The organism is Clostridium sp. DL1XJH146, from assembly GCF_054819755.1.
This window is the reverse complement of record NZ_JBTVVN010000011.1, coordinates 49,595-76,553: the sequence shown is the minus strand read 5'-3', so window position 1 is coordinate 76,553 and position 26,959 is coordinate 49,595. Positions and strand designations below refer to the sequence as shown.

Below are 26,959 nucleotides of genomic sequence, written 5' to 3'. Positions count from 1 at the left end.
TTGGAATTAAATTTAATATGATTTATAATATAGTTATAATACACATTTATATTTTAAAAAAGTTTATCAATCGGGGGTATTCTTATGAAGAATAAATCTTCTCGTATAACAATTGGGCTTATTATTGATGGGATTTTAGAGTGGGATAAGCTCGGATATTATCAAAGTGATATTTTGAATGGCGTTTCTGATTTTGCAAAAGAAAATGATGTGAATTTGATGTGTTTTGTAGCTGGAAGACCAGGATCTCCTTATGAATGGGAAAGAGCTAGAAACATTATGTTTGAATTTATAGATGAAACAAAAATAGATGGACTCATTGTAATACCTTCAGTTATAGGAATATATGAAACAAATGGTAATATTCTAAAAATATTAAAAGGATACTCTGATATACCTATAATAACAATAGGGGAAACTTTTGAAGGGTATAATTCTGTATGCATAGATAATTATTCTGGTGAGAAAAAAATAGTTGACCATTTAGTTGAGATTCATAAATGTAAGAAGCTAGCATTTATTGATGGAATAAAAGGAAATGATGAATCCAAAATAAGATTTAGTGCTTTTCTTCATTCATTACAAGAACATCAATTGAATTTTAATGAGAATTTATTTTATCAAGGAAATTTTTTGGCTGAATCAGGATGTAAAGCAGTTAGAACATTTGCAAAGAATAAATTAGAATTTGATGGAATTGTAGCAGCTAATGATAATATGGCTATAGGAGCGATGAAAGAATTACGATTAATATTAGATGAAAAGGCACAAAATATACCTATAATTGGATTTGATGATTGTGGAGATAGTAAAATTCATAATTTATCAACAGTTAGACAATCGTTTATGAAAGAAGCTAAGATAGCAGCAAGAATACTTGTTAAAATAATCAAAGGTGAAGAAACAAGAATAAAACAAGTAGTAGAGCCAGAACTAGTTATTCGGTCTTCTTGTGGATGTGTTCCTTTCAATATAAAAAATGTATGTGTAGAGATTGAGGAAAAATCTAATTTAGATTTTAAAGATAACTATTTAATAATAAAGAATTTTATAATGAAAGAAATAATTATCTTTAATAAAGAAAATAGTTTATTAAATGATATGAAGAATAATCAAAATCTAGTAAAGTTTGAAGAGAAGTTGTTAAATAAGATCTATAATGATTTGTATTGTAGAGAAAAAAGTGAGTTTTTGGTTCAATGGAATAGCATTATATTATGGTTTATATCAAATAATTATGAATTATCATTTTTACAAGATTTACTTTCATGTATACGTAAAGAAATTAATAAATATTTAAAACAGAAAGAGGAAATTATTATTTCTGAAAATTTATTTCATAGTGCAAGATTAAGAGTAAGTGATTCGCTTCAAAGAGTTGTAGCGGATAAATTGTTTATATCTTCATTAAAGACACAAAAGGTAGAAACACTAGGAGAAGGACTTTTTTCAATATTAAATATAGAAAAACAAATGGATATTCTTTATGACAATATGGATGAATTTGGCATAACAAAAGGCTATGTTTCTATTTATGATGAACCTGAAAAACCCTTAAAAAGTTCGAATATAGTATTTGCATTTAATGGGGGAAAAAGATATGAGGTTGAGAAAAATGGAATTAATTATTCTACATTAGAATTATTACCACCTTATATGTTGAAGGATTTATATAATGATAGATTTAGTATTATTGTACAAACATTACATCAAGGTAATCAGCAAATAGGATATTCAATATTTGGATTTGAAGATAATGCAGACAAAATATTTGAGGTTATTAGATATAAACTTAGTATAGCACTCAAAAGTTCTTTACTAGTTGAAAATATTAAAAGACAATCGGCTAACTTAGAAATAGAAGTAAAAGAGCGTACTAAAGAGTTGAGAGAAAGCAATAGTAAACTGATGGAAGAAATACATGCGCGTAAAGAAATAGAAGAAAAGCTAAATAAAGCATTAAAAGAGTTAGAAGTGTATAATGATAAATTAAAAAATCAATCAATAAGAGATGAAATGACTGAATTATATAATCGTAGAGGAGTAATGGAGATAGCTAAAAGATGTTATGAAGAAGCTTTGAAAAGTAAAAAAAGTTTTTTATTGTTTTTTGCAGATTTAGATGGATTAAAGTATATAAATGATACATTTGGACATGATGAGGGTGATTATGCCATTATTAAAATTTCACAGATATTTAGAGAGGTGTTTGACAAAAATAATATAATTGGACGGTTAGGCGGAGATGAGTTTATAATTCTTGTATCTGATGTATCAGAGGATGACCAAGTTTTTTATAAAGCAAAATTAGAGTATAGGATAAATCAGTATAATTGGAGTTCTGATAAGAAATATAATCTAAAAACAAGTATAGGAGGAAGTTATTTTAATCCTGAAAAACCAATGGCATTAGAAGAGTTGTTTAAATATTCGGATGAAGCATTATATATAGAAAAACAAAGAAAAAAAGCTAATGGGAAACTAAAAAATATAATAAAACAATGATATATTTGTATATATCAAGCAATAGCATAAGCATTATATTTTAGAAAAAAATACTAGATATGTAGATGACGCTAAATAAAATAATTATTTAGCGTCTACCTGATTAAATTATTATTAAAAAGAATAATAGCTAGATTATTTTTTGTTGCGGGGCTTACCTATGAAAGCTATTGCTAACATATTTGGACCTACATGAGATGCAATTGTTGCTGATAATTCTGATACAATTATATTTTTAGGTATACAATCTTTTAGAATAAGTTCTCTTAATGCGTAAGCGTCATCGTGACAGTTTCCATGTCCAATGGTAACTATCATGTTATCGGCGTTAGTATTATTTTCTTTAAACTTTTTATATAAGTATTTAATTGATTTTTTTCTTCCTCGGACATTTGTATAAGAATTAAGTTTTCCATATGTGTCCATACTTAAAATAGGTTTAACATTTAAGGCAGTTCCAACTGCAGCTGTAGTGGCTGAAATACGGCCACCCTTTTTTAAATAATGAAGATCATCTACGGCAAACCAATGATTAGAATTTATTTTATTAGTTTCAAGCCATAAGACTAGTTCTTCATAAGCAATATTGTTTTTAAGCATGTCTACAGCATGGGCAACTAATACACCTAGACCAATAGATGCAGCGTAAGTATCAATTATAGTTATTTTTGCATCTGGATGTTCTTCGATAAATTCTTCTCTTGCCATTATTGAATTATTATAGGTTCCACTTAATCCTGATGAAAGGCCTAGATATATAATTGAATTTCCTAGATCATAGTGCTTTTTAAATACTTGGGTAAAAGTGTAGAAATTTATCTGTGCTGTAGATGGTATAATATCATTCCTTAGTTTTTCATAGAATTTATCGTGACTTAATGTTTTGCCGAAATCGTCAAAATACTCTGTACCATCTAAATTAAAAGGTATGCCAATAAAATCTAGATATTCAATGTTTTTTTCAACAAAGGTTAAGGGTAAGTCACAACTTGAATCTGTTAATATTAGAGTCTTCAATTTTATTCCTCCTTTCAATTAATTAGCATAAAAATCTTATAATAATACATTAAGCTAGAGTTGTAAATATAGCAATAGTAATTGAAGATAATTTTTAAAATATTAACAATATTATAAAAAAGATACTAATTAATATGTATATATAAAAATTTATGGATATAATATAAATGTAAATCCAATACAGGAAAATTTACATAAAATTTAATTTAATGATTAAAAACACTGCAATTTAAGCAAAATAGTGGTATAATGAGATGTTATATAATATAAGAAGTAAAAAGGATGGTAAAATGGATAAAAAGAGAATTGAGGAACTTAACTGTTCAAAAGCTGTGATTGATGCTATAAGAGATATGGGATTTGAAGAAGCAACTCCTATACAATCACAATGTATTCCTTTGATTTTAGAAGGAAGAGATGTAGTAGGTCAGACACAAACTGGAACTGGGAAAACAGCTGCCTTTGGAATACCTACAATTGAAAAAATTTCTATCAATAAAAAGGATCCTTCAGCGTTGATTTTGTGCCCTACTAGAGAGCTTGCAGTTCAAGTTTCGGAAGAAATGGCAAGACTTGCAAAGTATAGAAAAGACATAAATATACTTCCTGTTTTTGGGGGTCAATCTATTGATAGACAGATTAAAGCCTTAAAAAGAGGAATTCAAATAGTAATAGGAACGCCTGGAAGAGTTATGGATCACATTAGAAGAAAAACATTAAAATTAGGTAGTTTAGAAATGCTTATTCTTGATGAAGCAGATGAAATGCTTAATATGGGATTTAGAGAAGATATTGAAACTATTCTGGAAAGCATGAATGGAGAAAGACAAACATTGCTTTTCTCTGCAACTATGCCAAAAGCAATTTTAGAAATAATCAATCAATATCAAAATAATCCTAAAATTGTTAAGGTAGTTCATAAAGAATTATCTGCACCAAATATTGACCAATTATATCTTGAAGTTAGACAAAAGGATAAAATTGAAGTTCTTACAAGATTAGTTGATATATATAACCCTAAATTGACTATTGTTTTCTGTAATACGAAAAAGAAAGTTGATGAAGTAACAGATTCTCTTCAAATGAGAGGATATGCTACAGATAAAATTCATGGGGATATGAAGCAAGCTTTAAGAATTAATGTTATGAATAAATTTAAAAGAGGCGATGTAGAAATTCTAGTAGCTACAGATGTTGCTGCAAGAGGACTTGACATTGATGATGTTGAGGTGGTATTTAACTATGATATGCCTAGCCATGAAGAATATTATGTTCATAGAATAGGAAGAACAGGAAGAGCGGGAAGATCTGGAACTGCATTTTCTTTTGTTACAAGTGGGGATTACTATCTTCTTAAAAGTGTAATGAAATATACTAAAATGAAGATAAAAAGACATCCAATTCCTTCAATAGGTGATATAGAATCAATAAAAACAGAAGCCTTTATAACTGGACTTAAAGCTAAAATAGAAGAAGGAAATCTTCAAAAGTACGTTAAAATTGTTGAAAGACTTACAGAGGAAGATTTTCAATCAATTGAAATTGCAGCTGCTTTGCTGAAAATGGAATTAGATGTAAAATCTCAAAGAGATACTGATATTGAAGAAATAAAAGGCAATAAACAGAATGCTTCTTCTGGAAGTAGTATGGTTAGAATGTTTATTAATATTGGAAGAAACAAGAAAATAAAGCCAAAAGATGTTGTAGGTGCAATAGCAGGAGAAACAGGTGTAAATGGAGCTAACATAGGTGACATTGATATTTATGAAAACTACACATTTGTTGATATCCCAGAACAAGACGCAGAAGAAGTTCTTGCTATTATGAACAAGAACACTATCAAAGGAAATAAGATTACTATAGAACCTGCAAAGGGAAAAAAAGACAAGAAAAAAAGTAGATAATTTTAGTTAAAATGAATATAGTATAAATAAAGTAGAGATATTTTAGCCACGCTGAAGTATTTCTACTTTATTTTTCTAAATAAATATATAATCAATAATATTTAATATAGAGATTTAAGGACAGGTATATTGACAATTACATATACAAAGGATATAATAGTTAAGTGATTGATAATGAATTTCAGTTGCTGTATTTGGTATATGTTTTTTAAATCAAAGATATATTACAGTGTAATTGATAATGATTATTATAATCGCAAATGTACTTAAAAAAAGAGGCGATCATATGAGGCTTATACAAATATTAATGGCTACTATTATATTAGTACCTGCTATTGTTTTTAGTGTATTATCTCTTAGAAAATCCATTAAAAATGGAGGATGCAGTGGTGGCTGCAGTGGATGCTCTTTGAACGGAAAATGTGATGAGGATTATAAAAATAAGAATAGCTGAGGAGGCTAATTTTATGACTTTAGATAAAGCTAAAAGAGGACAAGAAATAGAAATTGTTCATATACCTGATAAAAATATAAGAGTACAAGCAATTAGACTTGGTATATTTGAAGGGGCAAAGCTTGTATGTTCAGAGAAAGTACCAGCAGGACCCGTAATTCTTAAAAATAGATTTCAAGAAGTGGCAATAGGGAGAAATTTGGCAAAACAAATAAAAGTTAAATGATATAACTAATGAATAGTTTGATTGAAGACTTTATGTTGATAAGGTTGAGGGGAGAAATAAAATGAGTAATGCAAACAGCCCAATAGATAATCTTGATATACCAGTTGGAGCAAAAAAAATAGTACTAGCTGGTAATCCCAATGTGGGTAAATCAGTTTTTTTTAATTATTTTACAGGTTTATATGTAGATGTTTCTAATTTTCCGGGGACTACAGTTGATATAAGTTCTGGAAAACTAAATAAAGATATAGTTATAGATACTCCGGGGGTATATGGTGTATCTTCTTTTAATGATGAGGAAAGAGTAGCAAGGGATATAATTCTTTATGCTGATATTGTTGTTAACGTTGTTGACGCATTACATATGGAAAGAGATTTATTTTTAACACAGCAAATTATTGATATGGGTAAAGAAGTAATTGTTGCCTTAAATATGATGGATGATGTTAAGAGAAATGGTATGAAAATAGATATTGATAAGTTATCTAAAGAGCTTGGAGTTGTAGTTATACCAACTACAGCAACTAAAAAAGAAGGACTCTTAGAAGTTAAGCAATCTATTGATAAAGCAAGAAAAGGTAATGAAATACTTGAGATTGCTAAGCTTAGAGATAGTGTTTTAGATAAAGTAGATACAAAATCAGAAGCACTTTTGGTTGCTGAAGAAGATGAAAATGTAAAAGCTAGATATAATATTGATAAAACAGACAATAAAAGAGAAGACATTTATAAATTAAGAAGATCAAGAGTAGAGGAAATTATAGGGCATGTTGTTGTAGATACAAAAAATAATTCTTCTTTTGCTATTAAACTGAGTGGATTAATGCTCAGACCTCTTACAGGAATACCGATTCTTTTTATAGCTTTATACGCAATGTTTTGGGTAGTAGGAGTATTTGTAGCTCAGACTGTTGTTGGAGTTACAGAAGAAATTATAATGGGGACTTATTATTATCATTTTATCATGAATACAATAGGCAGATTTTTTGATGGTACAACATTACTTGGACAATTAGTAATCGGAGATTTTGGGATATTAACTATGGTTCCAATTTATATACTAGGATTGCTTCTTCCATTAGTTATTGGATTTTATTTTTTCTTATCTCTTATGGAAGATTCGGGATATTTACCTAGAGTTGCAGCTTTAGTTGATAGAGTACTTAATTTTATTGGTTTAAATGGTAGGGCTGTAATACCTATGATACTGGGTTTTGGTTGCGTGACTATGGCAACTATGACAACTAGAATACTTGGTTCAAAAAGAGAAAAATTTATAGCAACTATGCTTTTAGGGTTAGCAATTCCTTGTTCTGCTCAATTTGGTGTAATAATAGGATTGATAGCACCATTAGGATTTAAGGCTTTTTTGATATATCTGTTTACCATATTTGCAGTTTTTGTAATCACAGGAACTCTTCTTAATAAAATATTACCGGGTGAATCAACTGATTTATTAATCGATTTACCACCTCTTAGGATACCAAAATTAAAAAATGTAGCACAAAAAACATATACTAAAGCTATTGCGTTTTTAAAGGAAGCAGCTCCATTATTTGTACTTGGTGGAGTTATAGTAACTGTAATGCAGTATACAGGAATGCTAGACGGTATAGCTACAGTTATGGCACCTCTTACTGAAGGGTTTTTAAAATTACCACCAAAAGTTTCACAAACCTTTATTATGGGTATTGTAAGAAGAGATTTTGGTGCGGCAGGGTTAAATCAACTAGTTCAACAAGGTTTGCTTTCAGGATCACAAACTATTGTAGCTTTAGTTGCAATTACTTTGTTTGTTCCATGTTTAGCAGCTATTATGGTAATATTTAAAGAAAGAAGCCCACAGGAATCAGCTCTAATATGGATAAGTAGTTTTGTATTATCATTTTTAACAGCAGGAATACTTGCGCAGATAATTATTTAAAGAGAAATGCACAATTTATAATGCACAATGCACAATGCACAATGCACAATGCACAATTTAGGAGGAAATATTTTAGCGGAGCTAAAATATTTCTTTTTATTTGTAGAAAGATAAAAGCATTAATGAAAATATATTAATAACAGTGTGAACTATGAGGAATGAAGTGATTAATGAATTCCTAATTATTCGGAATTTTTAAATAAATTAAAGATTTTCTGAACGAAGAGAAGAAAATCATCCATAATTGTGCATTGTAAATTGTGCATTGATTTAATATTGTGCATTGCCCTAATGTTGTGCATTGGTATAAGACCATAGTATAATTAAATAAATTCAATATATACTCAAAAATTAAATTACAAAGGAGAAGTACATGCTATATTTCATAAAGACTATTTATAAAACTTTTTTATTACCACCTGGTATAATAATTGTTTTTTTAGCTATATTGTCTTTTATCTCATTTAGGAAGAAACATAAAATATCAAAGTTTATATTAGTAGCAACAATAGCTCTTTATTTGTTTTCAATTCCTCTTGTAGGAGAATTTTTGATAGGTAGTTTGGAGAAGGAGTATTTTCCGCCAGAGAATCCAAGTGGAGATGTTATTATCATGTTAGGGGCAGGAGCTACACTAGATACCCCGAACGTAAACGGCAAAGGGCACTTATCAGGTTATGCGGCAAATAGATTGTTAACGGTTGCTCAGTTATATAAAAAACTAGATGTACCTATAATTCTTTCAGGAGGGCAAGTTTTTGGATTTACAGGTAAAGAAGCTGATATTGCCAAAGAAATACTGATAGGAATAGGTATTCCTGAAGAAAAGATAATAACAGAAGGAAAGAGCCTAAATACAACTCAAAATGCGCAGTATACAAAAGAAATAATTATGCAGTATGAATTTAGAGATCCTATTGTAGTAACTTCAGCATTTCATATGCCTAGAGCTGTAAAGCAATTTGAAAAAGTAGATGTCCAGGTAGAAGGATATCCTACCGATTATCAAACAAATATAAATAAAAGATATTCTTTTTATGATTTTATACCTTCAGCCAGTTCTATTAATTATTCCTCTTTAGCAATAAAAGAATATATAGGTATACTGGTGGCTAAATGGTATTAAAATAGTTGCAAAATAGATACTTATGGTGTAATATTACACTATAAGTATCTATTTTGCTGAACGAAAATAAGGAAGTGAAAAGGTGGAATTAAATACAAGAGAAGATTTGATAAATATAGTCTCTAAAAAGATACGTTTAATAAGAACAGAATATAATTTTTCGCAAGAAAAAATGGCTGACATATTAGGAGTATCAAAGAAGACGCTAATACAAATTGAAAAAGGAAGAACTTTAGCTGGTTGGACAGTAATCGTCGCTATATGTGGACTTTTTAGAGATAGTGAAATATTGAAAATGATTCTTGGAGATGATTCCATTGAGATATTAGAAACGATAACATTTGGAAATATAGATATACCAAGAAATGTAACAGGCGGCGGCAAGATTTGGTGGAAAATTGTAGTTGTTGAAAAAGGATTTAAAGTTCAAAAGAATATAATTTCAGGACATTATAGAATTATTGACGGATTTAGTAGAAGATGGTATAGTTCTATGAGTGAAATTAATGTACAGGATAAATTAAAAGAATTAATACTGAGAGGTGATAAAAGTGAAGAAGAGAATTAGTAAAAATAAATTCAGATTCTTTAAAAATGAACTTGAAGAACATAGAGATAGAGGTATTATTAATCAAAGTCAAATTGATGAGATGATGGTTTTTTATGAGGAAATATCTCCTTTTAATTTTGTTAGTGTATTAGTTACCATAGGAGCTCTACTTATTGGTCTAGGAATTATAAGTTTTGTTGCAAGTAATTGGAATTACTTAAGCAAACTAATAAAAATAATAATAATTCTATTTTTCTATAGTGGTTCAATGTTTGTATCATATAGACTAAATAACAAATATTACAAAACTTCCAAAGCATTTTTGTATTTAAGTGCATTAATCTATGGAGCGGGATTATTTTTGACTTCGCAAATATTCAATTTTGGAAGTCAATATTATAATGATTTCTTGTTGTGGTCAATAGGTGCTATAGTAATGGGAGTTATATTTAAAGATACTATACTATATTTATTCTCAAATATACTTTTTATAATTTATATAAATTTGAATTTTAATGACAATGTAATTTTAATTGTTTCCATTTTTATTGTTGTAGCCTATGCTTCAAATAAGATATTTAATTATACAAAAGAAAATACATTTTTCAACAATATAATTGGATTGAATTTTATTCTTTATATACTGAATTACTTTAATGTTGATCCATTATACACTACTATAAGTTTCTTTTGCATAGGAATGCTTATGTATTATGTTAAACATAATTTAAATCATGACATTTTTAAATTCCAAGGAAATATTATTGTTGGAATATGTGGAGTGATACTATCTTTTGGAGATATTTGGTCAACAGTAAGTTTTATAAGAAATGGAAATCCAATAGGGGTAACTTTTGGGATATTATTTATAATATATTTACTTCTGCTTATAAGAAAAGGAAACATAATAGCTCTAATTTTTACATGTGTTATGATATTAAGATTTTATTTTGATACGTTGTATGACTTCATGCCAAAATCGTTATTCTTTTTTACAGGAGGATTAATATTGCTTGGATTTGGTTTTTACTTCGAAAAGATGAGAAAGACTTTAAAGGTGGAGGATTAAACTATGAGAAAATTATATAGTAAAAATTGGTTTAAATATTTAATTGCATTTAGTATACCTTTGATTCTTCTTTTATCAATTTTGGTTAAACCACTTATGACCAGTGCATTTGGAGAAGAAATAATAATAAAAACTATGCCAAATGATCCAAGAGATATATTTAGAGGTGATTATGTAACATTAGATTATGAAATTAGTGAAATTTCTTTGGAAGATTTGGGGTTAGATATTAAAGATTTAGAATCAAAGGATGATATATACGATAAATATTATAAATTAAAGGATAAAGATTTGTATGTAGTACTAGATGAAGAAGGAGATTACTACAATATAAAGAAAGTCACTACAGAAATTCCAGAGGAGGATATTTACTTGATAGGTAGATATTCTTATACAATATACAATGATACCATGCCTGTGGAAGATAAAGGAAATCCAGAGGTTGTAGGAATAAAAGTTGAGTATTCCTTAGACAAATACTATGTACCTGAAAACACTGGTTTAGACCTTGAAAAAAAAGCAGAAGAAGGAAGTTTAATAGCAACAATAAAAGTTTATAGAGGATATGCTCTTCTTGAAAATATAAAGTAAAAACTTTGTTTAAAAAAGTTGTTGATACTTAAACTAGAGTGTAGAGGTGGATGTCTTCATGATTCTTCGGAAGTCTTAAAATCCACCTCAATTGTGCATTACTTTAAAATTACTTAGATAAGCTATCAATAAGACTTTTAAATGAATCATATTTTTGTTCTTTTACATTAAATTTAAATTCATAAGTTTTAAAATTCTTTTTAAGGATCCAGTTTAGTTTATGAGCAACAGTACTAGCACCTTTAGCGTCAGTTTCTACCAATAATAATAAAAACATAGTATCATTCCATCGGCAGAGAGTATCTAAATTTCTTATGTTTGCTTCTACTATTTCGCTTATCTCGTATATATCGTTTTTCTTAAATATCAAATCTTTTTGATTATTAAATATGGTACATTGAATTATAGAAAATTTATTACCATATCTATTATGACGTATTTGTTCTTTTTCTCCTATTTTTATAAATTCACTTTTATTATCTAATTTTTCCGTTAGATTAATCATTAGTTTTTCTATAATACCAATGTTGGTTTTGTTTTTAGATTTTTTTAAAGTAACTAGTTGATTAAATTTATTAATAAATGATTTTATATCTTTATGTCCAAGAAAAACACGCCAACTATTTTCTTCGTATATAATATTTTTACAGAAAGTATCCTGTTCAGTTCTGTCCATTATAAGATTTTTTTCTGTAGAACTCACTTCGAGCTGTACAATAATTTCAAAAAAGTTTTTGTCATCATCGTAAACATTTTTATAGATGTTTTTAAGAGTACACTCAAAATTATTTAATACAAATATTTCACTTACAAGAGATTGCCACTTAATGAAATCATTTTTTGTTAGTGCTTGTTTATCTCTATTAGAGAGTAATTGAAAAGCTTTTGCATACTTTTTTTGTGAGAGTAAGCTTAAATAATTTAGTAATACATTTTTACAAGGCACCACTGCAAAATCTAGTTGATGAATTCTTTTTCTGTTATTTTGTGAACTACCTATTAAAGAGTATTTATCCATCCATTTAACCATATATTGAGCTCTTAATACAGGGTCACGTAATGTATCATAGGCTCTGTTGATTTTTTGCATTACATTTTTTGCATCTTCAGATTTATTAACATCAGGGTGATATTTTTTTGACAGTTTTATGTAGGAATTTTTTATTATATCAGGTTCTGCCATAAAATGGACTTGTAATATTTCATAGTAATCTTCCCATCCATTTGTCATAAAAAAATCCTTTCTTTAACATAATATTCTTTAGATTATTTGGCTATGTTTTTAAATATAATTAGCAATTCTATTTAAAATGTAATTAGCAATTCTTTTTAAAATATAATTAGCAATTCTTTTTAAAATATAATTAGCAATTCTTTTTAAAATATAATTAGCAATTTGCAATGTGCAATTAGCAATTGATGTTGATTTTCTTCCCTTTGGTCAGAAAATCTTTAATTATTTAATTAATTCAAAAATTTTGCGTAGCAAAATCTACTTTAATTGCAAATTGCAAATGTTTTATGAATTAAAACTATTCATGCAAACAATATTTTATAAATGAACTATTCTCTAAGGTAGAGACAATCATTTAAGTATAGAGAGAAGTACTTGAGGTATTTTTTCAAGTGAAGCTTGTTTTTCAACAGCACCAACTTCATAAGCAACCTTGGGCATTCCGTAAACTACACTAGATTCTTCATCTTGACCTATTGTTTGGGCTCCTTTTCGTTTCATAGATAGCAAGCCTTTTGCACCATCATAACCCATACCAGTTAAAATAATACCAATAGCATTATTTTTAACTTCTTTTGCAACTGATTCAAATAGAACATCGACAGAAGGGCAGTGGCCATTAATTTTTTCACCTATAAAGAGTTCTACTTTATATCTATCCCCTATTTTACGTACACTCATATGCTGGTCACCAGGAGCTATTAGAATTTTACCTGGTTCTAAATAATCGCCATTTTCAGCTTCTTTAACATTAAACTTTGTTTGTGCATCAAGTCGTTCAGCAAACATTTTAGAGAATATAGGTGGTATATGTTGTACAATTACTATGCCTGGTATTTCAGGAGGAAGTTGCATTAAAATATCGTTAATTGCCCTTGTTCCACCAGTTGAAGCACCTATAGCAATCACTTTTTGAGTATCAACACTTATTTTAGAATAGGATTGTTGAACTTTTAAAATAGGCTTTTCTATTATATTTGCATTAGCAGCTATTTTAACTTTTGCTATCAATTCCAATATAAAATTTTCAACTTCTTTTGGTGATTGAACGTTTGGTTTTGTTACAAAATCAACAGCTCCAGCATTCATGGCATCAAACACAGCATCACTTACTGAACTGACAACAATTGTTGGAAGTGGGTATTGTGGCATTAGTTTTTTTATAAACTCAATTCCGTTCATTCGAGGCATTTCAACGTCACAAGTCATAACATCAGGTTCAAATTGTAAAATTTTATCACGAGCATCAAAGGGATCAGTAGCTTTAGCAACTATTTCTATATTATCGTCAGAACCAATACCTCTTGCCAAGACTTCCCTGAAAATTAAACTGTCATCCAAAATAAGTACTTTTATTTTCTTTTTCATTATTGAACCTCCTTTCGTTCTATGCAGTTATATTTTTCTATACAAAGCTGGGCTAATATATTTAAACTTAGTCTTTTCGCGGTTTAATGATTCTGAGTGGCCAACAAACAGATATCCACCAGGTTCCATAAAATTATAAAATTTATCTATTAGAGCATCTTTGGTATCATTATCAAAGTAAATCATAACATTCCTGCAGAAAATAATATGGAATTTCTTTTTAAAAGGAAAAATATTTTCCATCAAATTAAATTTTCTAAAAAGAACTTCATTTTTTATTTTATCATTGATAATTAAATTATTGTCGTCATACTTATTAAAATAATTTAATTTCCAATAATTAGGCAGTGGAGCTATTCGTTCTTTACTATATATACCTTTTTTTGCTATGTTCAAAACATTGGTAGAAATATCAGTAGCCAATACTTTAGTATCCCACCAAAGCTTCTTGTCTTTAAAATATTCATCTAAAATCATTGCAAGAGTATAAGGTTCTTCGCCGGAAGAAGCAGCAGCACACCATATTCTTAAATCTTTTTCTTTGCAAGTTTTTTCAAAACAGGGTAGGCATTGATCTCTAAAAATAGTAAAATGATCAGGTTCTCTCATAAAATATGTGTGATTTGTTGTAATTTTATTAACCAAAAGGGCACTTGCTTCTCCAGTTTTATCATTAATAAGATATTTATAAAATTCAGTAAAGCTATTAAAGCCCATTTGAATTAATACATTATTTAACCTTCCATTAACAAAAGCTTTTTTTTCACTTTTTAAATAAATTCCAAAATTATCTTTTATATATTTAGTAAGAAGTCTGAATTCTTCCTCCGTAATATTTATCATAGTTAGACCTTTCTGATTTTAATATTGTAGAAATATTGAAGTTAGTAAAGTGATTTATTTTGGTAAATTTTTATTCATATTTTCTAACAATGCTAATACTTCAGGAGTTAACTCCTCTGAGTTTTGCAACCTTTGAGAATATGATACTGTAGTATTATCTTTTAGTTTGAATTTTAAAATCTCATCTTTTAGCATTTGGGCTTGACCAGATAATTCTTCACTTGCAGCGGCTGTTTGCTCTGATGTAGCAGAGTTAGCTTGTACTACGTCTGAAATTTGAATAACGCCTTCGTTAATCTGATTTAAACTTACAGCTTGTTTTTCAGAAGCAAGAGAAATATTTTGTATAATTGTATCAATTTCTGAAAAAGTATCTACTATTATAGTCAATGATTTAGATGTAATATTTGCGATACTATCCCCAGTTTGTACTTTCGTCTCTAGATTTTCTATTAGTTCTGATGTTTCCTTAGCAGCTTCTGCAGACCGACCTGCTAGATTTCTTACTTCTTCTGCTACAACAGCAAAACCTTTACCGTACTTACCAGCTCTAGCCGCTTCGACAGCTGCATTGAGAGCTAAAATATTAGTTTGAAAAGCTATTTCATCAATTACTTTTAGTATTTTTGATATATTTATTGATGAACTTTGAATTTCACTCATTGCACTAACCATTTCGTTCATTTGAGAGAAACCTTCTTTTGCAGTTTCTAATGCTGTTGTTGAAATATTTTTAGCTCTTTCCCTTTTTTCAGAACTTTTATTATTTTGAACAGTTATTTCTTTTATAGAACTAGATAGTTGTTCAATAGAACTTGCTTGTTCAGTTGAACCTTGTGATAATGAAAGGCTAGAATCAGAAACTTGTTTTGCACCGGAAGCTACTTGGTCTGAAGCCGTATTAATTACAGCGATAGTTGAATTTAAGCTTTCAGACATTTTACCAAAAGCAGTAGCAAGTTCTCCTATTTCGCTAGTTGATTTAACATTTAATTCAATATCTAAGTTACCATTTGCAATTGAATTTGCGGCTTTTAACATTTGTATGATTGGTTTTCCTATTAATCTTGAAATAACATAGCCCATTGATACAGATAAGATTATAGCCATAAAAACATATATAATCATTTTAATAGAAGTACTTGAAGCTAAACTATTATTTAAATTGTATCTTTCTTCTGCGTCCGTTGCTTTCATTGAAACCAAAGTATCTATAGCTTCCTCTTGAGCATTTGCAACGGGAATTATTTCGTTATTATATAAAGCAAAAGCTTCATCATCTAAATTTTGTGTGCAAAGTGAATAGAATTCTTCTACATATAGTAAAGTTTGAGATCTAGTATCAATATATGAATCGTAAGCTTCTTGCATTTCAGTAGATAAAATTTTATTTTGAAATTCTTCATTTAGTACTTCTAAATCAGATGAAATTTGCATAAATTCATTAAATTTTTCTTCTATTTTTACAGAATCATTTTCTAAAATCATTTCAACTGAATAAATTTGGGATTTTTGAAAAAGCTTTGATATTTCTGATGCTGTTTTTAGTGGAACAGTCATATTAGTGTATAATTCCTTGTCGTTTTCGGACATTTTATTCATATTTATTACACTAACTCCACCTATAATTGCAGTTACTAATGCAATTATTAAAAATCCCATAATAATTCTCTGAGATAAATTCATTTTATTATATAAACGCATATCTAGGACCTCCATATAAGGTGTGCAAAAAAGCTAAATATCTTTCATTAGATAACCGTCAAATAAATTAACGGTTACTAATTAAAGATGTTATTTATAAACAATTAAATTTAGGATAGGCTAGATAAGTCGTCCATTTCTTCTTCGTTTAATAGCTTTTCACAGTCTAAAATTAAAGTAACTTTATCTTCTATTTTACCAATGTTTTTGATATATCTTCTGCCTTTTGTATTAATTTTTGGCGGAGGTATTATTTCACTATCAGGTATAGATATAACCTCTGATACAGAATCAACTATGAGACCTATTGCCATTTCTCCAGTATCAACAACGATAATACAGGTTCTATCATTGTATTCCATAGGTTCTTTTTTGAATTTTAACCTTACATCCATGACAGGTCTTATTTTACCTCTAAGGTTAATAATACCTTTAATATAGTTAGGTAGTTCTGGTACTTCTGTAATTGGTTGAATTCCTACAATTTCAGTAACATAGGAAATCTCAATACCGTAAGATTCTTTATCAATAGAAAAAGTTAAAAACTTCCCTTTTTGAGTATCTTCTTCTATAAATTCATTATTCATGTTTAGGTTATCCATATTTTTTTCTCCTTTTTAATTGATTTAAATAATTATTTTATGATATTAGTGATGTAATATCTAAAATTAAACTAATGCTTCCATCACCTAATAAAGTACATCCACTTAGTCCATTAATTTTCTTGTTCTTTTTAATATATGAAGGTAGAGCTTTTACTACAACCTGTTGTTTACCCAGTAGCTCATCAGCAAAGATGCAGCAAGTATTGTTATCTTGTTCTACCATAATTAAAATACCTTCGTTATAATCAGTAATTTCCGTTTTGATATCATAATATTTATGAAGACGAAGAATTGGATAACATTCTCCTCGTACCATAATCATTTCATTTCCTTCAGGGTCAGTTAATAAGTTCTTTTCTTTAGGTCTAAATGATTCTCTAATTGCAGTTATAGGTATAGTATATTTTGAATTACCAACAGAGATGTTCATTCCATCGATTATTGCTAAGGTTAGAGGTATTTTTAAGGTAATAATCGTACCTTGGCCTTCTGCACTATCCACAGATACTGAACCTCCAACAAGTTCCAAGTTTTTAGAAACAACATCCATTCCCACGCCTCTTCCTGAGAATTCAGTTACATTTTCTTTTGTAGAAAAGCCTGGTAGTAGAATAAGATTGAAAATCTCTTTGTCGGACATATCCTCTGGATTCTTTTTTAGTAGGTTGTTTTCTTGTGCCTTATTTAAAAGTTTTTGTTTATTTAATCCTTTTCCATCATCCTTTATTATGACTAAAACATCACTACCTGAATTTTTAGCTTCTAGTACAACAGTACCAGTTGGTTCTTTATCATTTTTTATTCTGTCCTCTTTGTCCTCTATTCCATGGTCAATGGAGTTTCTGATTATATGCATTAAGGGGTCGGAAATATGCTCTATAATATTTTTGTCAACTTCAGTTTCTGCACCTATGACTTCTAAGTTAACCTTTTTATCTAATTTTTTACACATATCTCGAACAATCCTTTGCATTTTTGCAAAGGTTGTTGAAAGAGGAACCATTCTAACAGACATAATCATATCTTGTAGTTCATTTGTTATCTTATGTAATTGGCGTGAAGCTTTTTCAAAATTATCTAATTGTAATCCTCTTAGGTCTGGATTTTGAGTTACCATAGCTTCAGCAATAACCATCTCACCCATTAGATCCATTAGTTTATCCAATTTATCAACATTTACACTAATCATATTTTGAATTGTTGAATGATGGTTTTCTTGTGTTGGTTGAATTTTAGGAGTTGACTCGCTAATTTCAGGATTTTCCTCTACGGTTGTTTTAATTTGTTCAAGTTTCAAGTCACTTAAAAACATTGTTTTCATGAAAAATGCATGCATTTCGTCATAGTTAGAATTAGTTTGTACAATAACTTCAAAACCTTTTTCGCGTATTAAGTCTGTGCTTTTATCATCTTCTAAAATGTTTTCAGGGGTATGTGTAACCTTGGCACTTATACCAACCAAATCATTAACTACAGTGTAAGCACGTAAATTTTCCATCTCACAGCCATCTTCAAAAAAAATTGTTGCTTTATATTTATTCATAGTATCGTCATTAGAATCATTTTTTGTAGACGTAGTGGACTGAGAAATATCTTTTGGGTTTATATTTTTCAAATCTGTTTCTGTTAAGTTAGAGGATTTAAGATTGTTTAGGAAAATATTTATTTCATTTATAATTTCATCAGCATTTCCATCTGGAGTATCCCCGTTTTTTATTTTAGCTACTTCTATTTTAATAAAATCTACACCATCTAGGACTAAGTCTGAAAGTGATGAGTAATCTACATTTTCAGGATGGCTTTCTCTCAGAAAGAAAAATAGATCTTCTATTGAGTGGGCAAGAGTACCGATATTATTAAAAACCATCATGTTTGAAGATCCTTTAATGGTGTGCATGAAACGGAATATTTCGTTAATAGCATCTTCTGAATAAGTCCCTTCTTTTTCAGAATTCATGATTGCTTGTTCTAATTGTTCTAATAATTGTTCTGTTTCAAATAAATACATGTCAAGCATTGATTCGTTAGAGTATAGTTCAGACAAATTAGTAACCCCCTTAGTGGTGTTTCTTATAATTGATTGAATACTTAATGTAATCTAGTATTTTCCAAAGTCAGTGTCGTTAATTATTATATCATCGTTATCATTAGAATAAATTGAATTTTCATAGAGTTCTTTGTTATCATTTTGTTCTTCTAGGACTTCTTTATTTTTTGACTCCATATTGTCCAAGATTTCTAGGACTTCTGGATTTAGTTCTTCTAGAGTGTCATTAACTAAGTCGGTGTCGTTACTTTTTAGCTTAAATTTATTAACTTGTTCTTTTAACATTTCAGCTTGATTAGAGAGAGTTTCACTTAGTGAAGAAGTTTGTTCTGATGTTGCAGAGATAGTTTGAACAACATTTCCTATTAATGCAACACCTTGGTTGATTTGCTCAACACCTACAGATTGTTCATTTGATGCAATAGATATATCGGATATTAAAGTGGCTGCAGACTCTATATCGTCGACAATTTTTTGTAGAGCTTCTGAGGTTATATTAGCTAAGTTAGTACCATCTTCTACCTTATTAATAGACTCTTCAATTAAAGCAGTTGTTTCCTTGGCAGCTGCGGAAGACCGGTTAGCAAGATTTTTAACTTCATCAGCAACTACTGCAAAACCTTTGCCATGTTCACCAGCTCTTGCGGCTTCAATAGCTGCATTTAAAGCTAGTATATTGGTTTGAAATGCTATTTCATCAATTACCTTTATTATTGTAGAAATATTGTTTGAAGAATCGTTGATTTTAGTCATTGCTGCAAGCATATGGTCCATATGAGCATTACCATTAACAGCGTTGATTTTGGCTCTATCAGTAATAGACTTTGCCATTTTAGCATTCTCAGCATTATGTCTTGTTTGTGAAGCAATTTCTTCAATTGAAGCTTTTAGCTGTTCAATTGAACTTGCTTGTTCAGATGCACCCTGTGATAAGGAAGCACTGGAATCGTATACTTGTCTAGCTTCTGTGGCTACTTCATTGGAAATTGAATTGATCTTTGATACAGTAGTATTTGTATTTTCGGCCATTTTGTTAAAGGCATTGGCTAATTCGTTCATTTCATCATCTGTATTCATATTAATATGAACATCTAAATTACCATCAGCCACTAAATTAGCTGAAGTTAAAATTTCCTTTATCGGGTTGTTGATTGACTTTGAAATAATTAAATTTGATACAATAGAAAAGAGTATTGCAATTATAACAAATATTATCATTGCAGTAAGGGTTGTATCAAAAGAATTTTGCATGTTTTCAGTCAATAATTTTGCTTGTAAGTTATTTTCTTCTATAAAGTTATTAATAGAGGTATCTACCGAGGTTTTTTTCCAATTGAGATCAGGGGCAACTAGCAATGCTGCATCATAATTATCTGCTTCTAAATATTTCCCCATAATTTCACTAGTGCTATTATAGTCTTCTAAACTTCCGAGAATACTATTTAATATAAGAGTTTCATCCTCTGTTAAATTATAGTTATTAAGAGTGTCAATTAAAGTAGAATTTTCATTTTTTAGTTCATTAATTGTATCTATTTGTTTATTAAAACCATTAAATCTTTTGTCATATAGTATATAGGAATAAGTGTTTTGAATATGGGATAAATTATTTTGTAATGTTGAAAGATTTTGTATAGGAATAAGTCTATCCTCATAAATTTCTTTTACGTTGTTATTACCGTTATTCATATTTATGATGCCTATTAGACCGATAGTAGCTGTTAGTATACTTATTAATGCAAAATTAATTAATTGCTTGGTTCTGATTTTTATTTTCATGTAGTAACCTCCTTCTGTATGCATATTTAAAATTGAAAATTAAGTGCTCCGAAATATGTTACAATATATATACTATTATATAATAATGTACAAATTAAACCAAGATATTTATACAATTTAGAATTGAGCCTTTAATTAGATTAAAAATTGAATAATATAAGTGCGTATGTTATAATTTCAATATAAAATGTGAACAATAGTGGAGGTGTTGCGATATGAAGAGAGTTTTAATAGTAGATGATGCTGCTTTTATGAGAATGACAATTAAAAATATGTTAGTTAAGAACGGATATGAAGTTGTAGGAGAAGCAGAGAACGGAAGAATTGCAATAGAAAAATATGCGGAATTAAAGCCTGATGTAGTTACAATGGACGTGACAATGCCAGACGTAGACGGGGTTAAATCATTAAAAGCAATTAGAGCATATGATGCCGATGCTAAGATTATTATGATAACAGCTATGGGACAAGAATCTATGGTTAAAGATGCTATTCTTTCAGGAGCCAAAGGATTTATTGTTAAACCATTTAAAGAAGAAAATGTAGTAGCAGCTCTAAATAAGTTATTCTAATATATATTTTTAAAATTAGCTATTATAATATTTTTACATAGAAGGAATTAATGGGTTTATATGGATAAAATGATGAATAAATTAATATATGTTTTGTTATGGGGTGTATTTGTTGATGATGGTGCTAGGTATAGGGGAATATTGTGTTACTAATGATAAAAGCAATACGATAAAAACGTATTCGCTTGGTTCTTGTGTGGCTTTGACTATGTATTGTTCGGCAAAAAAAATCTGTGGAATGGCACATATAGCCCTGCCTACTTCAACTAATAAAGAAAGGGATACACATCCTCCTGCATATTTTGCAGATTTGGCAATTTCTTTGATGCTGAATAAGTTTTGTTATAATTATGGTTGTAAATTAGAAAGTCTTCAAATTGGTATGTTTGGAGGAGCTTCATCAATGAGAAAAAACGATGTTTTTAAAATAGGGATAAAAAATGTGGAAACTATAAAAAGGATTATTTTGAATAATAATATGACGATTTACAAGGAAGATGTTGGGGGCCATTACAGTAGAACAGTTGAAATTGATGTTGAAACAGGTGCCGTAAAAGTTGACTGCCATCCAATCATTATTTAAAAGGATAATAACAGTATAAATTTATACTAAAGGAGATTGCTTATGAAACAAGAATATATTAATTCGTTTATCGAATCAAGTCAAAGTGTAATTGCTCAAGTTACAGGTTTGCAATCAACAGTAGGAGATATAGAGGTTAAAGATATACCATATAGAAGTGATGTTGTTGTAGTGTTGATAGGGCTAACGGGTCAGATTTATGGTAGCGTTATTATTTCTTTGTCAAAAGATTTAGCATGCAAGATAGCCTCTATAATGATGGGGGGTATGGAAGTTACCCAATTGGATGAAATCTCTAAGAGTGCTATTGCAGAACTAGGCAATATGATAATGGGAAACACCGCAAATAGCTTATATCAAAAAATAAGAAAATAGATATTACACCACCTACAGTTTTCACAGGAGATAATATGCAAGTTACTCCTAATAAAGCAGAAACAATTTGTATTCCACATATATTTGAAGATGGTGAAATTATAGAATTGGATATAGCATGTCAAGAAAAATAAGCTTTAAAAATATAAATAGTTATAATAGTAAATTGCGGGGGCGTTTTTGTCGCAATTTATTTATTTTTATTTTAAATATTAAACTCTTCTTTAGGTTGAATTATAGTTTGTGATATAATAAAGATATTTAAAATAGATCTTTAAATATTGAAGGGGAGAGATGATGGAAGAAGTACTTTCAAATACGGAGATTGAAAAACTACTTGAACAATTTGAATCTAATAACAAAAAAGAAGATAAAGCAAAAGATGATGATACCTACGATTTTTCCAAACCTCATAGTATTAAAAAAGAAAATATAGAAGCTTTGAAAATTATTTTCAGAAAATATACAAAATATTTAGCTAATTATTTTTCTGAGCTTACAAGAGAGTCTGTAAAAGGGAAATTAGATAATTTAGAATCTATAAGACAAGAAGAAATAGAATCGTTAGTCCCTAAAAATAGTATAATTGGAACTTTTACTTGTATGCCGTTGAATGGAGATTTTGTGGTTTATATGCCTGACGTTTTTCTTAGTCAGATTATGGAGATTATTTGTGGCGCTGATGTTAACGAGGTAGCTAGCTCTAAAGCTGATAAGATATTCTCTGAAACAATTTTCACTGATTTAGAAATGAGTATTATAGAGGATATTACAGATAGCATTATACAATTGCTAGTTCCTTCTTGGAAAGATTTATTGACTATGGAAGTTAGATTAAAACAAGTTCAGTCGCATAAGGATAGTGCAAAAATGGTTGATATAGGTAGATACTATTTAATTGCAACTATGTCATTGGATTTTTATGATATAAAAGGTGAAGTTTATTTATGTATTCCTTTTGAAGCCTTAGAGAATATAACAGATAAATTGAGACTTGATGATAATTTTGATACACTTACAGATAATGATAAATTAAAATATTCTGAAGATATGAATGAGGTTTTAGAAACTGTAAAGGTTAATTTGGAAGTTAGACTAGGGGAAGTAGACATGACTGTTGGAGATTTTATTCAACTAGAAAAGGGCGATGTGCTTCAATTAAATAAGCATATAAGTACTCCTCTTGACATGTACATAGAAGATAAACAGAAATTTAAGGTTGTCTCAGGGAAACAAAAGGGTAGTTTAGCAGTTAAAATTATTAAAATTACAGGTAAGGAGGGATTCTAGTGGATGATTTTTTATCAAGTGAAGAGATAGATATGTTGTTAGAAAATAGTGGTGGAGATACCGTTAAAAAGAAGACTGGAGAAGTTTTTACTGAATTTAATGATAAAGCTCAAGTAGATAATCTTCAGATGGGTAATGGGGTAAACGGAAACCTTGACCTTATTTTGGATATTCCCCTAGAAGTAAGTGTAGTCCTTGGAAAAGCAAAAAAATCTATAAAAGAAATAACAAGTGTAGTGCCAGGTTCTGTCATAGAACTAGACAAAGCAGCAGACGAACCACTAGAAATATATGCAAACGGCAAGAAAATTGCAGAAGGTGAAGCTATAGTTATTAATGAGAAGTTTTGTGTGAGGATAACTAAGATTGTGAGTAGGAGAGAACTTATTAGTAACCTTTAATTGAAAAAATTAGCAATTAGCAATTAGCAATTAGCAATTAAAAGATTAAAAGATTAAAAGATTAAAAGATTAAAGATTAAAACAAATTAGCAATTAAGGAGGATTTTCTTTCTTGCAGTTAGAAAATCTATATTTTACTTAAAAATTATATTAATGAATTAATGGATTCTCTTCCTTTGTGTAGGGAATCTTTTTTAATTAAAGATTTTCTGACCAACGGGAAGAAAATCATCCATAATTGTGCATTGTGCATTGTGCATTTCGCATTAAATTAATACCTATTCATATAAACATAATTGTGAAATAAATATAAAATAAAATAGATAAGAGCCGATAAATATTATGTAAAGACTATTAGGGGTGATTTTATGAAGATTTATAATAACAATTATTATGATAAAAATTTATATACTAACAATTCAACAAGTAAAGATAGCAAAGTATCTGAAAAAGAGAAAAAAGCTGTAAAGACTAGTAGTGGTGACAGGATTGAATTGTCTTCTACAGGCATTAAGCTAAAATCTTACATTGATAAAATAGAAGAAATAGACAAAGCTAGGATGAGTAAAATAGATGATATAAAAAGCAAAATTAAAGAAGGAAAGTATAAAGTTTCTTCAGAAGAATTAGGAGAAAAAATACTAGAGAAATTATCTAGTGATGACACAATTAAGGGAGAATAAAGATGAGTATATATCATTTGTATTCTAAGGAAGAAGAAATACTTCATAATTTAAAATCAGTTCTAATAAAAGAAAAAGAACTTTTGATAAATGGAAAGTGGCAAGAACTAAATAAAATAGTAGAAGAAAAAACTAAAATTTCTGAAAGATTAGGCCAATTAGAAAGTAAGAGATTAGCAGCAGATGAAAAAGTTTTATTAGATGAATTGACTGATGACCTGAAAGAAAAAAGTTTAATTATAAAAAATAATATAAGAGAATTAATTATAGATATACAAATACAAAATGAAACTAATACTTTACTAACAAAAAGCTCATTAAGGTACACAAAAGAAGTCCTTGGTAGTCTAGGAGTAGGTAATAAAACAAATACTTATGGTGCTAACGGTAAGGTAGGCCAGGCAACTAGAAATATAAATGTATCTATAAATAAATCTGTGTAAAGAGGCGATAATATGACACAATTGATGAGAAGTTTATATACACCTAAATTAGGAATGTACGATGCACAAAAGAGAATAGAAGTGGCAGGACAAAATATAGCTAACGTAAATACAGAGGGATATTCAAGACAAAGAGTTGAAACTGTAAGTGACAGAACTTACAACACAGATATTGTAGGTAAAAGTGAAAGTGGTCACGATACTTTAAGGGTAGCTAGGGTAAGGGATTCTTTTTTAGATAGCCAAATAAGACAAGAAAATGGAATTTTAGGAGAATACGAAAGTAAGGCAGAGGTACTAAGTGAGGTTGAAACTGCTTTCTTAGAGCCTTCAGATAATGGATTGAATAAGGCAATGTCAGAGATGTGGAATTCTTGGCAAGAACTAAGTAAGAACCCATCAGAAGTTAGTGTGAAAACTGTAGTTACACAGACAACAGAAAACTTTGCAGTAACATTAAACGTAATATCTTCGAGATTAGAAGATATAAAATTGAATTCAAAAGATGTAATAGAAAATGAGGTCTTTAATCTAAATAAGGCTATAGAAGGAATAGATAGCTTAAACGATCAAATATATAAATCAACTATTAGAAATGTTGCTCCAAATGAGCTTTTAGATCAAAGAGATTTGCTTTTGAATGAAGTATCAAAATCCTTAAATATAGATGTATCTCTTGATAAATTTAACAGAGCAACTGTTACAACTAGTGGACAGACATTAGTTGCAGCAGAACCAGATGTGGAAATTGAATATGAAGTTTCTTTTGTTGATTCTGTTACAAAGAATACAGCAGGTGATTATGAAGTTAAATTATCATTAGCAGGTGATGGAGTTGATAATTCAAAGACGATAACGATAGGGGCTAGTGATATCCCAAGTGGAAGTAGTTTCGAAGAAGAATATCCACATCTAACAGAAGGAAATGTTGTTTTCACAAAGAAAGATTTTGTTGATAAAACATCAATAGAAAAATTTGATAATGACGAGTTAACAGGAACTATTAAAGGATATAATGATTCTTACAATAAAATTGAAGAGTATACAGATAGTTTAGATGCATTAACTAATTCAATTGCACAAAGAATTAATGCCATTAATAAGGAAGAAGGTAGTTCTACAGGAGGAATTAAATCTTTTGATAGTGTAGGAATAGAATTCTTTACAGGGGCTAATGCAGATGGAAAATTTACTGCAAAAGATATAAAGGTCAATTCAGATATTACAAATAATCCTGAGAAGATAAATACAGATAGTATAAAAGATTCTTATGATGGGAAAAGAGCATTAGCTATAGCATCACTTAGAAATAATGATTTTTCAATAGAGGAAGAGTATGAAGCAACAGGGAATATTGCATATGTTGCTGGAAGTTTAGAATTTGATGCTGCAAATGATGGAGCAAGTTTTGATGATTATTATACAAACTTGATTTCGAATGTTGGTACAGAAAAACAAAGTGCAGATAGAATGGTTGATAACCAAGAAGTATTAATTGAACAATTGGACTTAAAAAAAGAATCTATATCAGGTGTTTCTTTAGATGAAGAAATAGCAAATTTAGTTCAATTTCAAAATGCATATGCTGCAAATGCAAAGGTAATGTCAACTTTAGTAGAAATGTTAGATACATTAATGAATAATACTGGTCTATAGGAGGTAAAAA

The 26,959-nt window shown here is 29.1% G+C and carries 25 protein-coding genes; 17 read left to right on the top strand and 8 right to left on the bottom strand.

Annotation, left to right across the window (positions count from 1 at the left end; genetic code table 11):
- Positions 1-84 precede the first annotated feature (84 nt).
- The gene (locus ACVHXK_RS07600) at positions 85-2,505 is read left to right on the top strand and encodes a diguanylate cyclase (protein ID WP_461205777.1); all 2,421 of its coding nucleotides are present in this window, start codon (positions 85-87) and stop codon (positions 2,503-2,505) included.
- A gap of 135 nt (positions 2,506-2,640) precedes the next feature.
- Here the strand turns inward: ACVHXK_RS07600 and ACVHXK_RS07595 are convergent, their stop codons facing one another.
- Entirely contained in the window at positions 2,641-3,522 is an 882-nt protein-coding gene (locus tag ACVHXK_RS07595; protein ID WP_461205776.1) for a DegV family protein, read from the bottom strand.
- A 254-nt stretch (positions 3,523-3,776) separates the two neighbouring features.
- Here ACVHXK_RS07595 and ACVHXK_RS07590 point away from each other — a divergent pair, with 254 nt between their 5' ends.
- The 8 genes from ACVHXK_RS07590 (at position 3,777) to ACVHXK_RS07555 (ending at position 11,366) form a co-directional block, all read left to right on the top strand.
- Complete coding sequence (locus tag ACVHXK_RS07590) at positions 3,777-5,426, top strand: DEAD/DEAH box helicase (protein ID WP_461205775.1); 1,650 nt, start codon at positions 3,777-3,779, stop codon at positions 5,424-5,426.
- A 286-nt stretch (positions 5,427-5,712) separates the two neighbouring features.
- Complete coding sequence (locus tag ACVHXK_RS07585) at positions 5,713-5,880, top strand: FeoB-associated Cys-rich membrane protein (RefSeq protein WP_461205774.1); 168 nt, start codon at positions 5,713-5,715, stop codon at positions 5,878-5,880.
- Positions 5,881-5,893: 13 nt separating this feature from the next.
- On the top strand, positions 5,894-6,106 hold the full coding sequence (locus ACVHXK_RS07580; RefSeq protein ID WP_461205773.1) for a FeoA family protein: 213 nt from the start codon (positions 5,894-5,896) through the stop codon (positions 6,104-6,106).
- 61 nt (positions 6,107-6,167) lie between these two features.
- Positions 6,168-8,030, top strand: coding sequence for a ferrous iron transport protein B (gene feoB, locus ACVHXK_RS07575; protein ID WP_461205772.1), 1,863 nt, complete (start codon positions 6,168-6,170; stop codon positions 8,028-8,030).
- Between the two features lie 373 nt (positions 8,031-8,403).
- Positions 8,404-9,156: a YdcF family protein gene (locus ACVHXK_RS07570; protein ID WP_461205771.1), complete on the top strand. Its 753-nt coding sequence runs from the start codon at positions 8,404-8,406 to the stop codon at positions 9,154-9,156.
- An 82-nt stretch (positions 9,157-9,238) separates the two neighbouring features.
- Entirely contained in the window at positions 9,239-9,724 is a 486-nt protein-coding gene (locus ACVHXK_RS07565) for a helix-turn-helix transcriptional regulator (RefSeq protein WP_461205770.1), read from the top strand.
- Positions 9,708-10,775, top strand: a complete 1,068-nt coding sequence (locus tag ACVHXK_RS07560; RefSeq protein WP_461205769.1) for a DUF2157 domain-containing protein — start codon at positions 9,708-9,710, stop codon at positions 10,773-10,775. Before ACVHXK_RS07565 ends, ACVHXK_RS07560 begins: the two co-directional genes overlap by 17 nt.
- A gap of 3 nt (positions 10,776-10,778) precedes the next feature.
- On the top strand, positions 10,779-11,366 hold the full coding sequence (locus ACVHXK_RS07555) for a GDYXXLXY domain-containing protein (protein ID WP_461205768.1): 588 nt from the start codon (positions 10,779-10,781) through the stop codon (positions 11,364-11,366).
- Between the two features lie 109 nt (positions 11,367-11,475).
- On the opposite strand, the gene ACVHXK_RS07550 is transcribed toward ACVHXK_RS07555, so the two are convergent.
- The 7 genes from ACVHXK_RS07550 to ACVHXK_RS07520 form a co-directional block, all read right to left on the bottom strand.
- On the bottom strand, positions 11,476-12,597 hold the full coding sequence (locus ACVHXK_RS07550; RefSeq protein WP_461205767.1) for a DnaJ domain-containing protein: 1,122 nt from the start codon (positions 12,595-12,597) through the stop codon (positions 11,476-11,478).
- A 354-nt stretch (positions 12,598-12,951) separates the two neighbouring features.
- Positions 12,952-13,968: a protein-glutamate methylesterase/protein-glutamine glutaminase gene (locus ACVHXK_RS07545; RefSeq protein ID WP_461205766.1), complete on the bottom strand. Its 1,017-nt coding sequence runs from the start codon at positions 13,966-13,968 to the stop codon at positions 12,952-12,954.
- Between the two features lie 27 nt (positions 13,969-13,995).
- Entirely contained in the window at positions 13,996-14,811 is an 816-nt protein-coding gene (locus ACVHXK_RS07540; RefSeq protein WP_461205765.1) for a CheR family methyltransferase, read from the bottom strand.
- A gap of 54 nt (positions 14,812-14,865) precedes the next feature.
- Positions 14,866-16,515 carry a methyl-accepting chemotaxis protein gene (locus tag ACVHXK_RS07535; protein ID WP_461205764.1) on the bottom strand — a complete coding sequence of 550 codons (1,650 nt, stop codon included), beginning with the start codon at positions 16,513-16,515 and terminating at the stop codon, positions 14,866-14,868.
- A 110-nt stretch (positions 16,516-16,625) separates the two neighbouring features.
- Positions 16,626-17,117, bottom strand: coding sequence for a chemotaxis protein CheW (locus ACVHXK_RS07530; protein WP_461205763.1), 492 nt, complete (start codon positions 17,115-17,117; stop codon positions 16,626-16,628).
- A gap of 37 nt (positions 17,118-17,154) precedes the next feature.
- On the bottom strand, positions 17,155-19,164 hold the full coding sequence (locus tag ACVHXK_RS07525; RefSeq protein WP_461205762.1) for a chemotaxis protein CheA: 2,010 nt from the start codon (positions 19,162-19,164) through the stop codon (positions 17,155-17,157).
- A 54-nt stretch (positions 19,165-19,218) separates the two neighbouring features.
- On the bottom strand, positions 19,219-20,946 hold the full coding sequence (locus tag ACVHXK_RS07520) for a methyl-accepting chemotaxis protein (RefSeq protein WP_461205761.1): 1,728 nt from the start codon (positions 20,944-20,946) through the stop codon (positions 19,219-19,221).
- Between the two features lie 215 nt (positions 20,947-21,161).
- Here ACVHXK_RS07520 and ACVHXK_RS07515 point away from each other — a divergent pair, with 215 nt between their 5' ends.
- The 8 genes from ACVHXK_RS07515 to flgK all read left to right on the top strand — a co-directional run bounded on the left by ACVHXK_RS07515 (position 21,162) and on the right by flgK (position 26,949).
- The gene (locus ACVHXK_RS07515) at positions 21,162-21,518 is read left to right on the top strand and encodes a response regulator (protein WP_461205760.1); all 357 of its coding nucleotides are present in this window, start codon (positions 21,162-21,164) and stop codon (positions 21,516-21,518) included.
- 115 nt (positions 21,519-21,633) lie between these two features.
- Positions 21,634-22,101 (top strand): chemotaxis protein CheD, encoded by a 468-nt coding sequence (locus tag ACVHXK_RS07510; protein WP_461205802.1) that lies wholly within the window; start codon positions 21,634-21,636, stop codon positions 22,099-22,101.
- A 42-nt stretch (positions 22,102-22,143) separates the two neighbouring features.
- On the top strand, positions 22,144-22,476 hold the full coding sequence (locus ACVHXK_RS07505; RefSeq protein ID WP_461205759.1) for a chemotaxis protein CheX: 333 nt from the start codon (positions 22,144-22,146) through the stop codon (positions 22,474-22,476).
- Positions 22,477-22,770: 294 nt separating this feature from the next.
- The gene (locus ACVHXK_RS07500) at positions 22,771-23,766 is read left to right on the top strand and encodes a flagellar motor switch protein FliM (protein WP_461205758.1); all 996 of its coding nucleotides are present in this window, start codon (positions 22,771-22,773) and stop codon (positions 23,764-23,766) included.
- Positions 23,766-24,167 carry a flagellar motor switch protein FliN gene (gene fliN, locus ACVHXK_RS07495; RefSeq protein WP_461205757.1) on the top strand — a complete coding sequence of 134 codons (402 nt, stop codon included), beginning with the start codon at positions 23,766-23,768 and terminating at the stop codon, positions 24,165-24,167. The genes ACVHXK_RS07500 and fliN overlap by 1 nt, the downstream gene beginning before the upstream one ends.
- A gap of 368 nt (positions 24,168-24,535) precedes the next feature.
- A complete protein-coding gene (flgM, locus tag ACVHXK_RS07490; protein WP_461205756.1) occupies positions 24,536-24,850 on the top strand; it encodes a flagellar biosynthesis anti-sigma factor FlgM in 315 nt (104 codons plus the stop codon).
- A gap of 2 nt (positions 24,851-24,852) precedes the next feature.
- Positions 24,853-25,293: a flagellar protein FlgN gene (locus ACVHXK_RS07485; RefSeq protein WP_461205755.1), complete on the top strand. Its 441-nt coding sequence runs from the start codon at positions 24,853-24,855 to the stop codon at positions 25,291-25,293.
- Between the two features lie 12 nt (positions 25,294-25,305).
- The gene (gene flgK, locus ACVHXK_RS07480; protein WP_461205754.1) at positions 25,306-26,949 is read left to right on the top strand and encodes a flagellar hook-associated protein FlgK; all 1,644 of its coding nucleotides are present in this window, start codon (positions 25,306-25,308) and stop codon (positions 26,947-26,949) included.
- Positions 26,950-26,959 lie beyond the last annotated feature (10 nt).

Excerpts from the sequence above, each read along its gene's own strand:
- feoB (WP_461205772.1), top strand. The coding sequence starts at position 6,168 with ATGAGTAATGCAAACAGCCCAATAGATAATCTTGATATACCAGTTGGA.
- ACVHXK_RS07600 (WP_461205777.1), top strand. The coding sequence starts at position 85 with ATGAAGAATAAATCTTCTCGTATAACAATTGGGCTTATTATTGATGGG.
- ACVHXK_RS07590 (WP_461205775.1), top strand. The coding sequence starts at position 3,777 with ATGTTATATAATATAAGAAGTAAAAAGGATGGTAAAATGGATAAAAAG.
- ACVHXK_RS07485 (WP_461205755.1), top strand. The coding sequence starts at position 24,853 with ATGAGTATATATCATTTGTATTCTAAGGAAGAAGAAATACTTCATAAT.
- flgM (WP_461205756.1), top strand. The coding sequence starts at position 24,536 with ATGAAGATTTATAATAACAATTATTATGATAAAAATTTATATACTAAC.
- ACVHXK_RS07540 (WP_461205765.1), bottom strand. The coding sequence starts at position 14,811 with ATGATAAATATTACGGAGGAAGAATTCAGACTTCTTACTAAATATATA.
- ACVHXK_RS07585 (WP_461205774.1), top strand. The coding sequence starts at position 5,713 with ATGAGGCTTATACAAATATTAATGGCTACTATTATATTAGTACCTGCT.
- ACVHXK_RS07535 (WP_461205764.1), bottom strand. The coding sequence starts at position 16,515 with ATGCGTTTATATAATAAAATGAATTTATCTCAGAGAATTATTATGGGA.
- ACVHXK_RS07545 (WP_461205766.1), bottom strand. The coding sequence starts at position 13,968 with ATGAAAAAGAAAATAAAAGTACTTATTTTGGATGACAGTTTAATTTTC.
- flgK (WP_461205754.1), top strand. The coding sequence starts at position 25,306 with ATGACACAATTGATGAGAAGTTTATATACACCTAAATTAGGAATGTAC.
- ACVHXK_RS07555 (WP_461205768.1), top strand. The coding sequence starts at position 10,779 with ATGAGAAAATTATATAGTAAAAATTGGTTTAAATATTTAATTGCATTT.
- ACVHXK_RS07500 (WP_461205758.1), top strand. The coding sequence starts at position 22,771 with ATGATGGAAGAAGTACTTTCAAATACGGAGATTGAAAAACTACTTGAA.
- ACVHXK_RS07510 (WP_461205802.1), top strand. The coding sequence starts at position 21,634 with ATGATGGTGCTAGGTATAGGGGAATATTGTGTTACTAATGATAAAAGC.
- ACVHXK_RS07580 (WP_461205773.1), top strand. The coding sequence starts at position 5,894 with ATGACTTTAGATAAAGCTAAAAGAGGACAAGAAATAGAAATTGTTCAT.
- ACVHXK_RS07550 (WP_461205767.1), bottom strand. The coding sequence starts at position 12,597 with ATGACAAATGGATGGGAAGATTACTATGAAATATTACAAGTCCATTTT.
- ACVHXK_RS07530 (WP_461205763.1), bottom strand. The coding sequence starts at position 17,117 with ATGGATAACCTAAACATGAATAATGAATTTATAGAAGAAGATACTCAA.
- ACVHXK_RS07505 (WP_461205759.1), top strand. The coding sequence starts at position 22,144 with ATGAAACAAGAATATATTAATTCGTTTATCGAATCAAGTCAAAGTGTA.
- ACVHXK_RS07520 (WP_461205761.1), bottom strand. The coding sequence starts at position 20,946 with ATGAAAATAAAAATCAGAACCAAGCAATTAATTAATTTTGCATTAATA.
- ACVHXK_RS07515 (WP_461205760.1), top strand. The coding sequence starts at position 21,162 with ATGAAGAGAGTTTTAATAGTAGATGATGCTGCTTTTATGAGAATGACA.
- ACVHXK_RS07570 (WP_461205771.1), top strand. The coding sequence starts at position 8,404 with ATGCTATATTTCATAAAGACTATTTATAAAACTTTTTTATTACCACCT.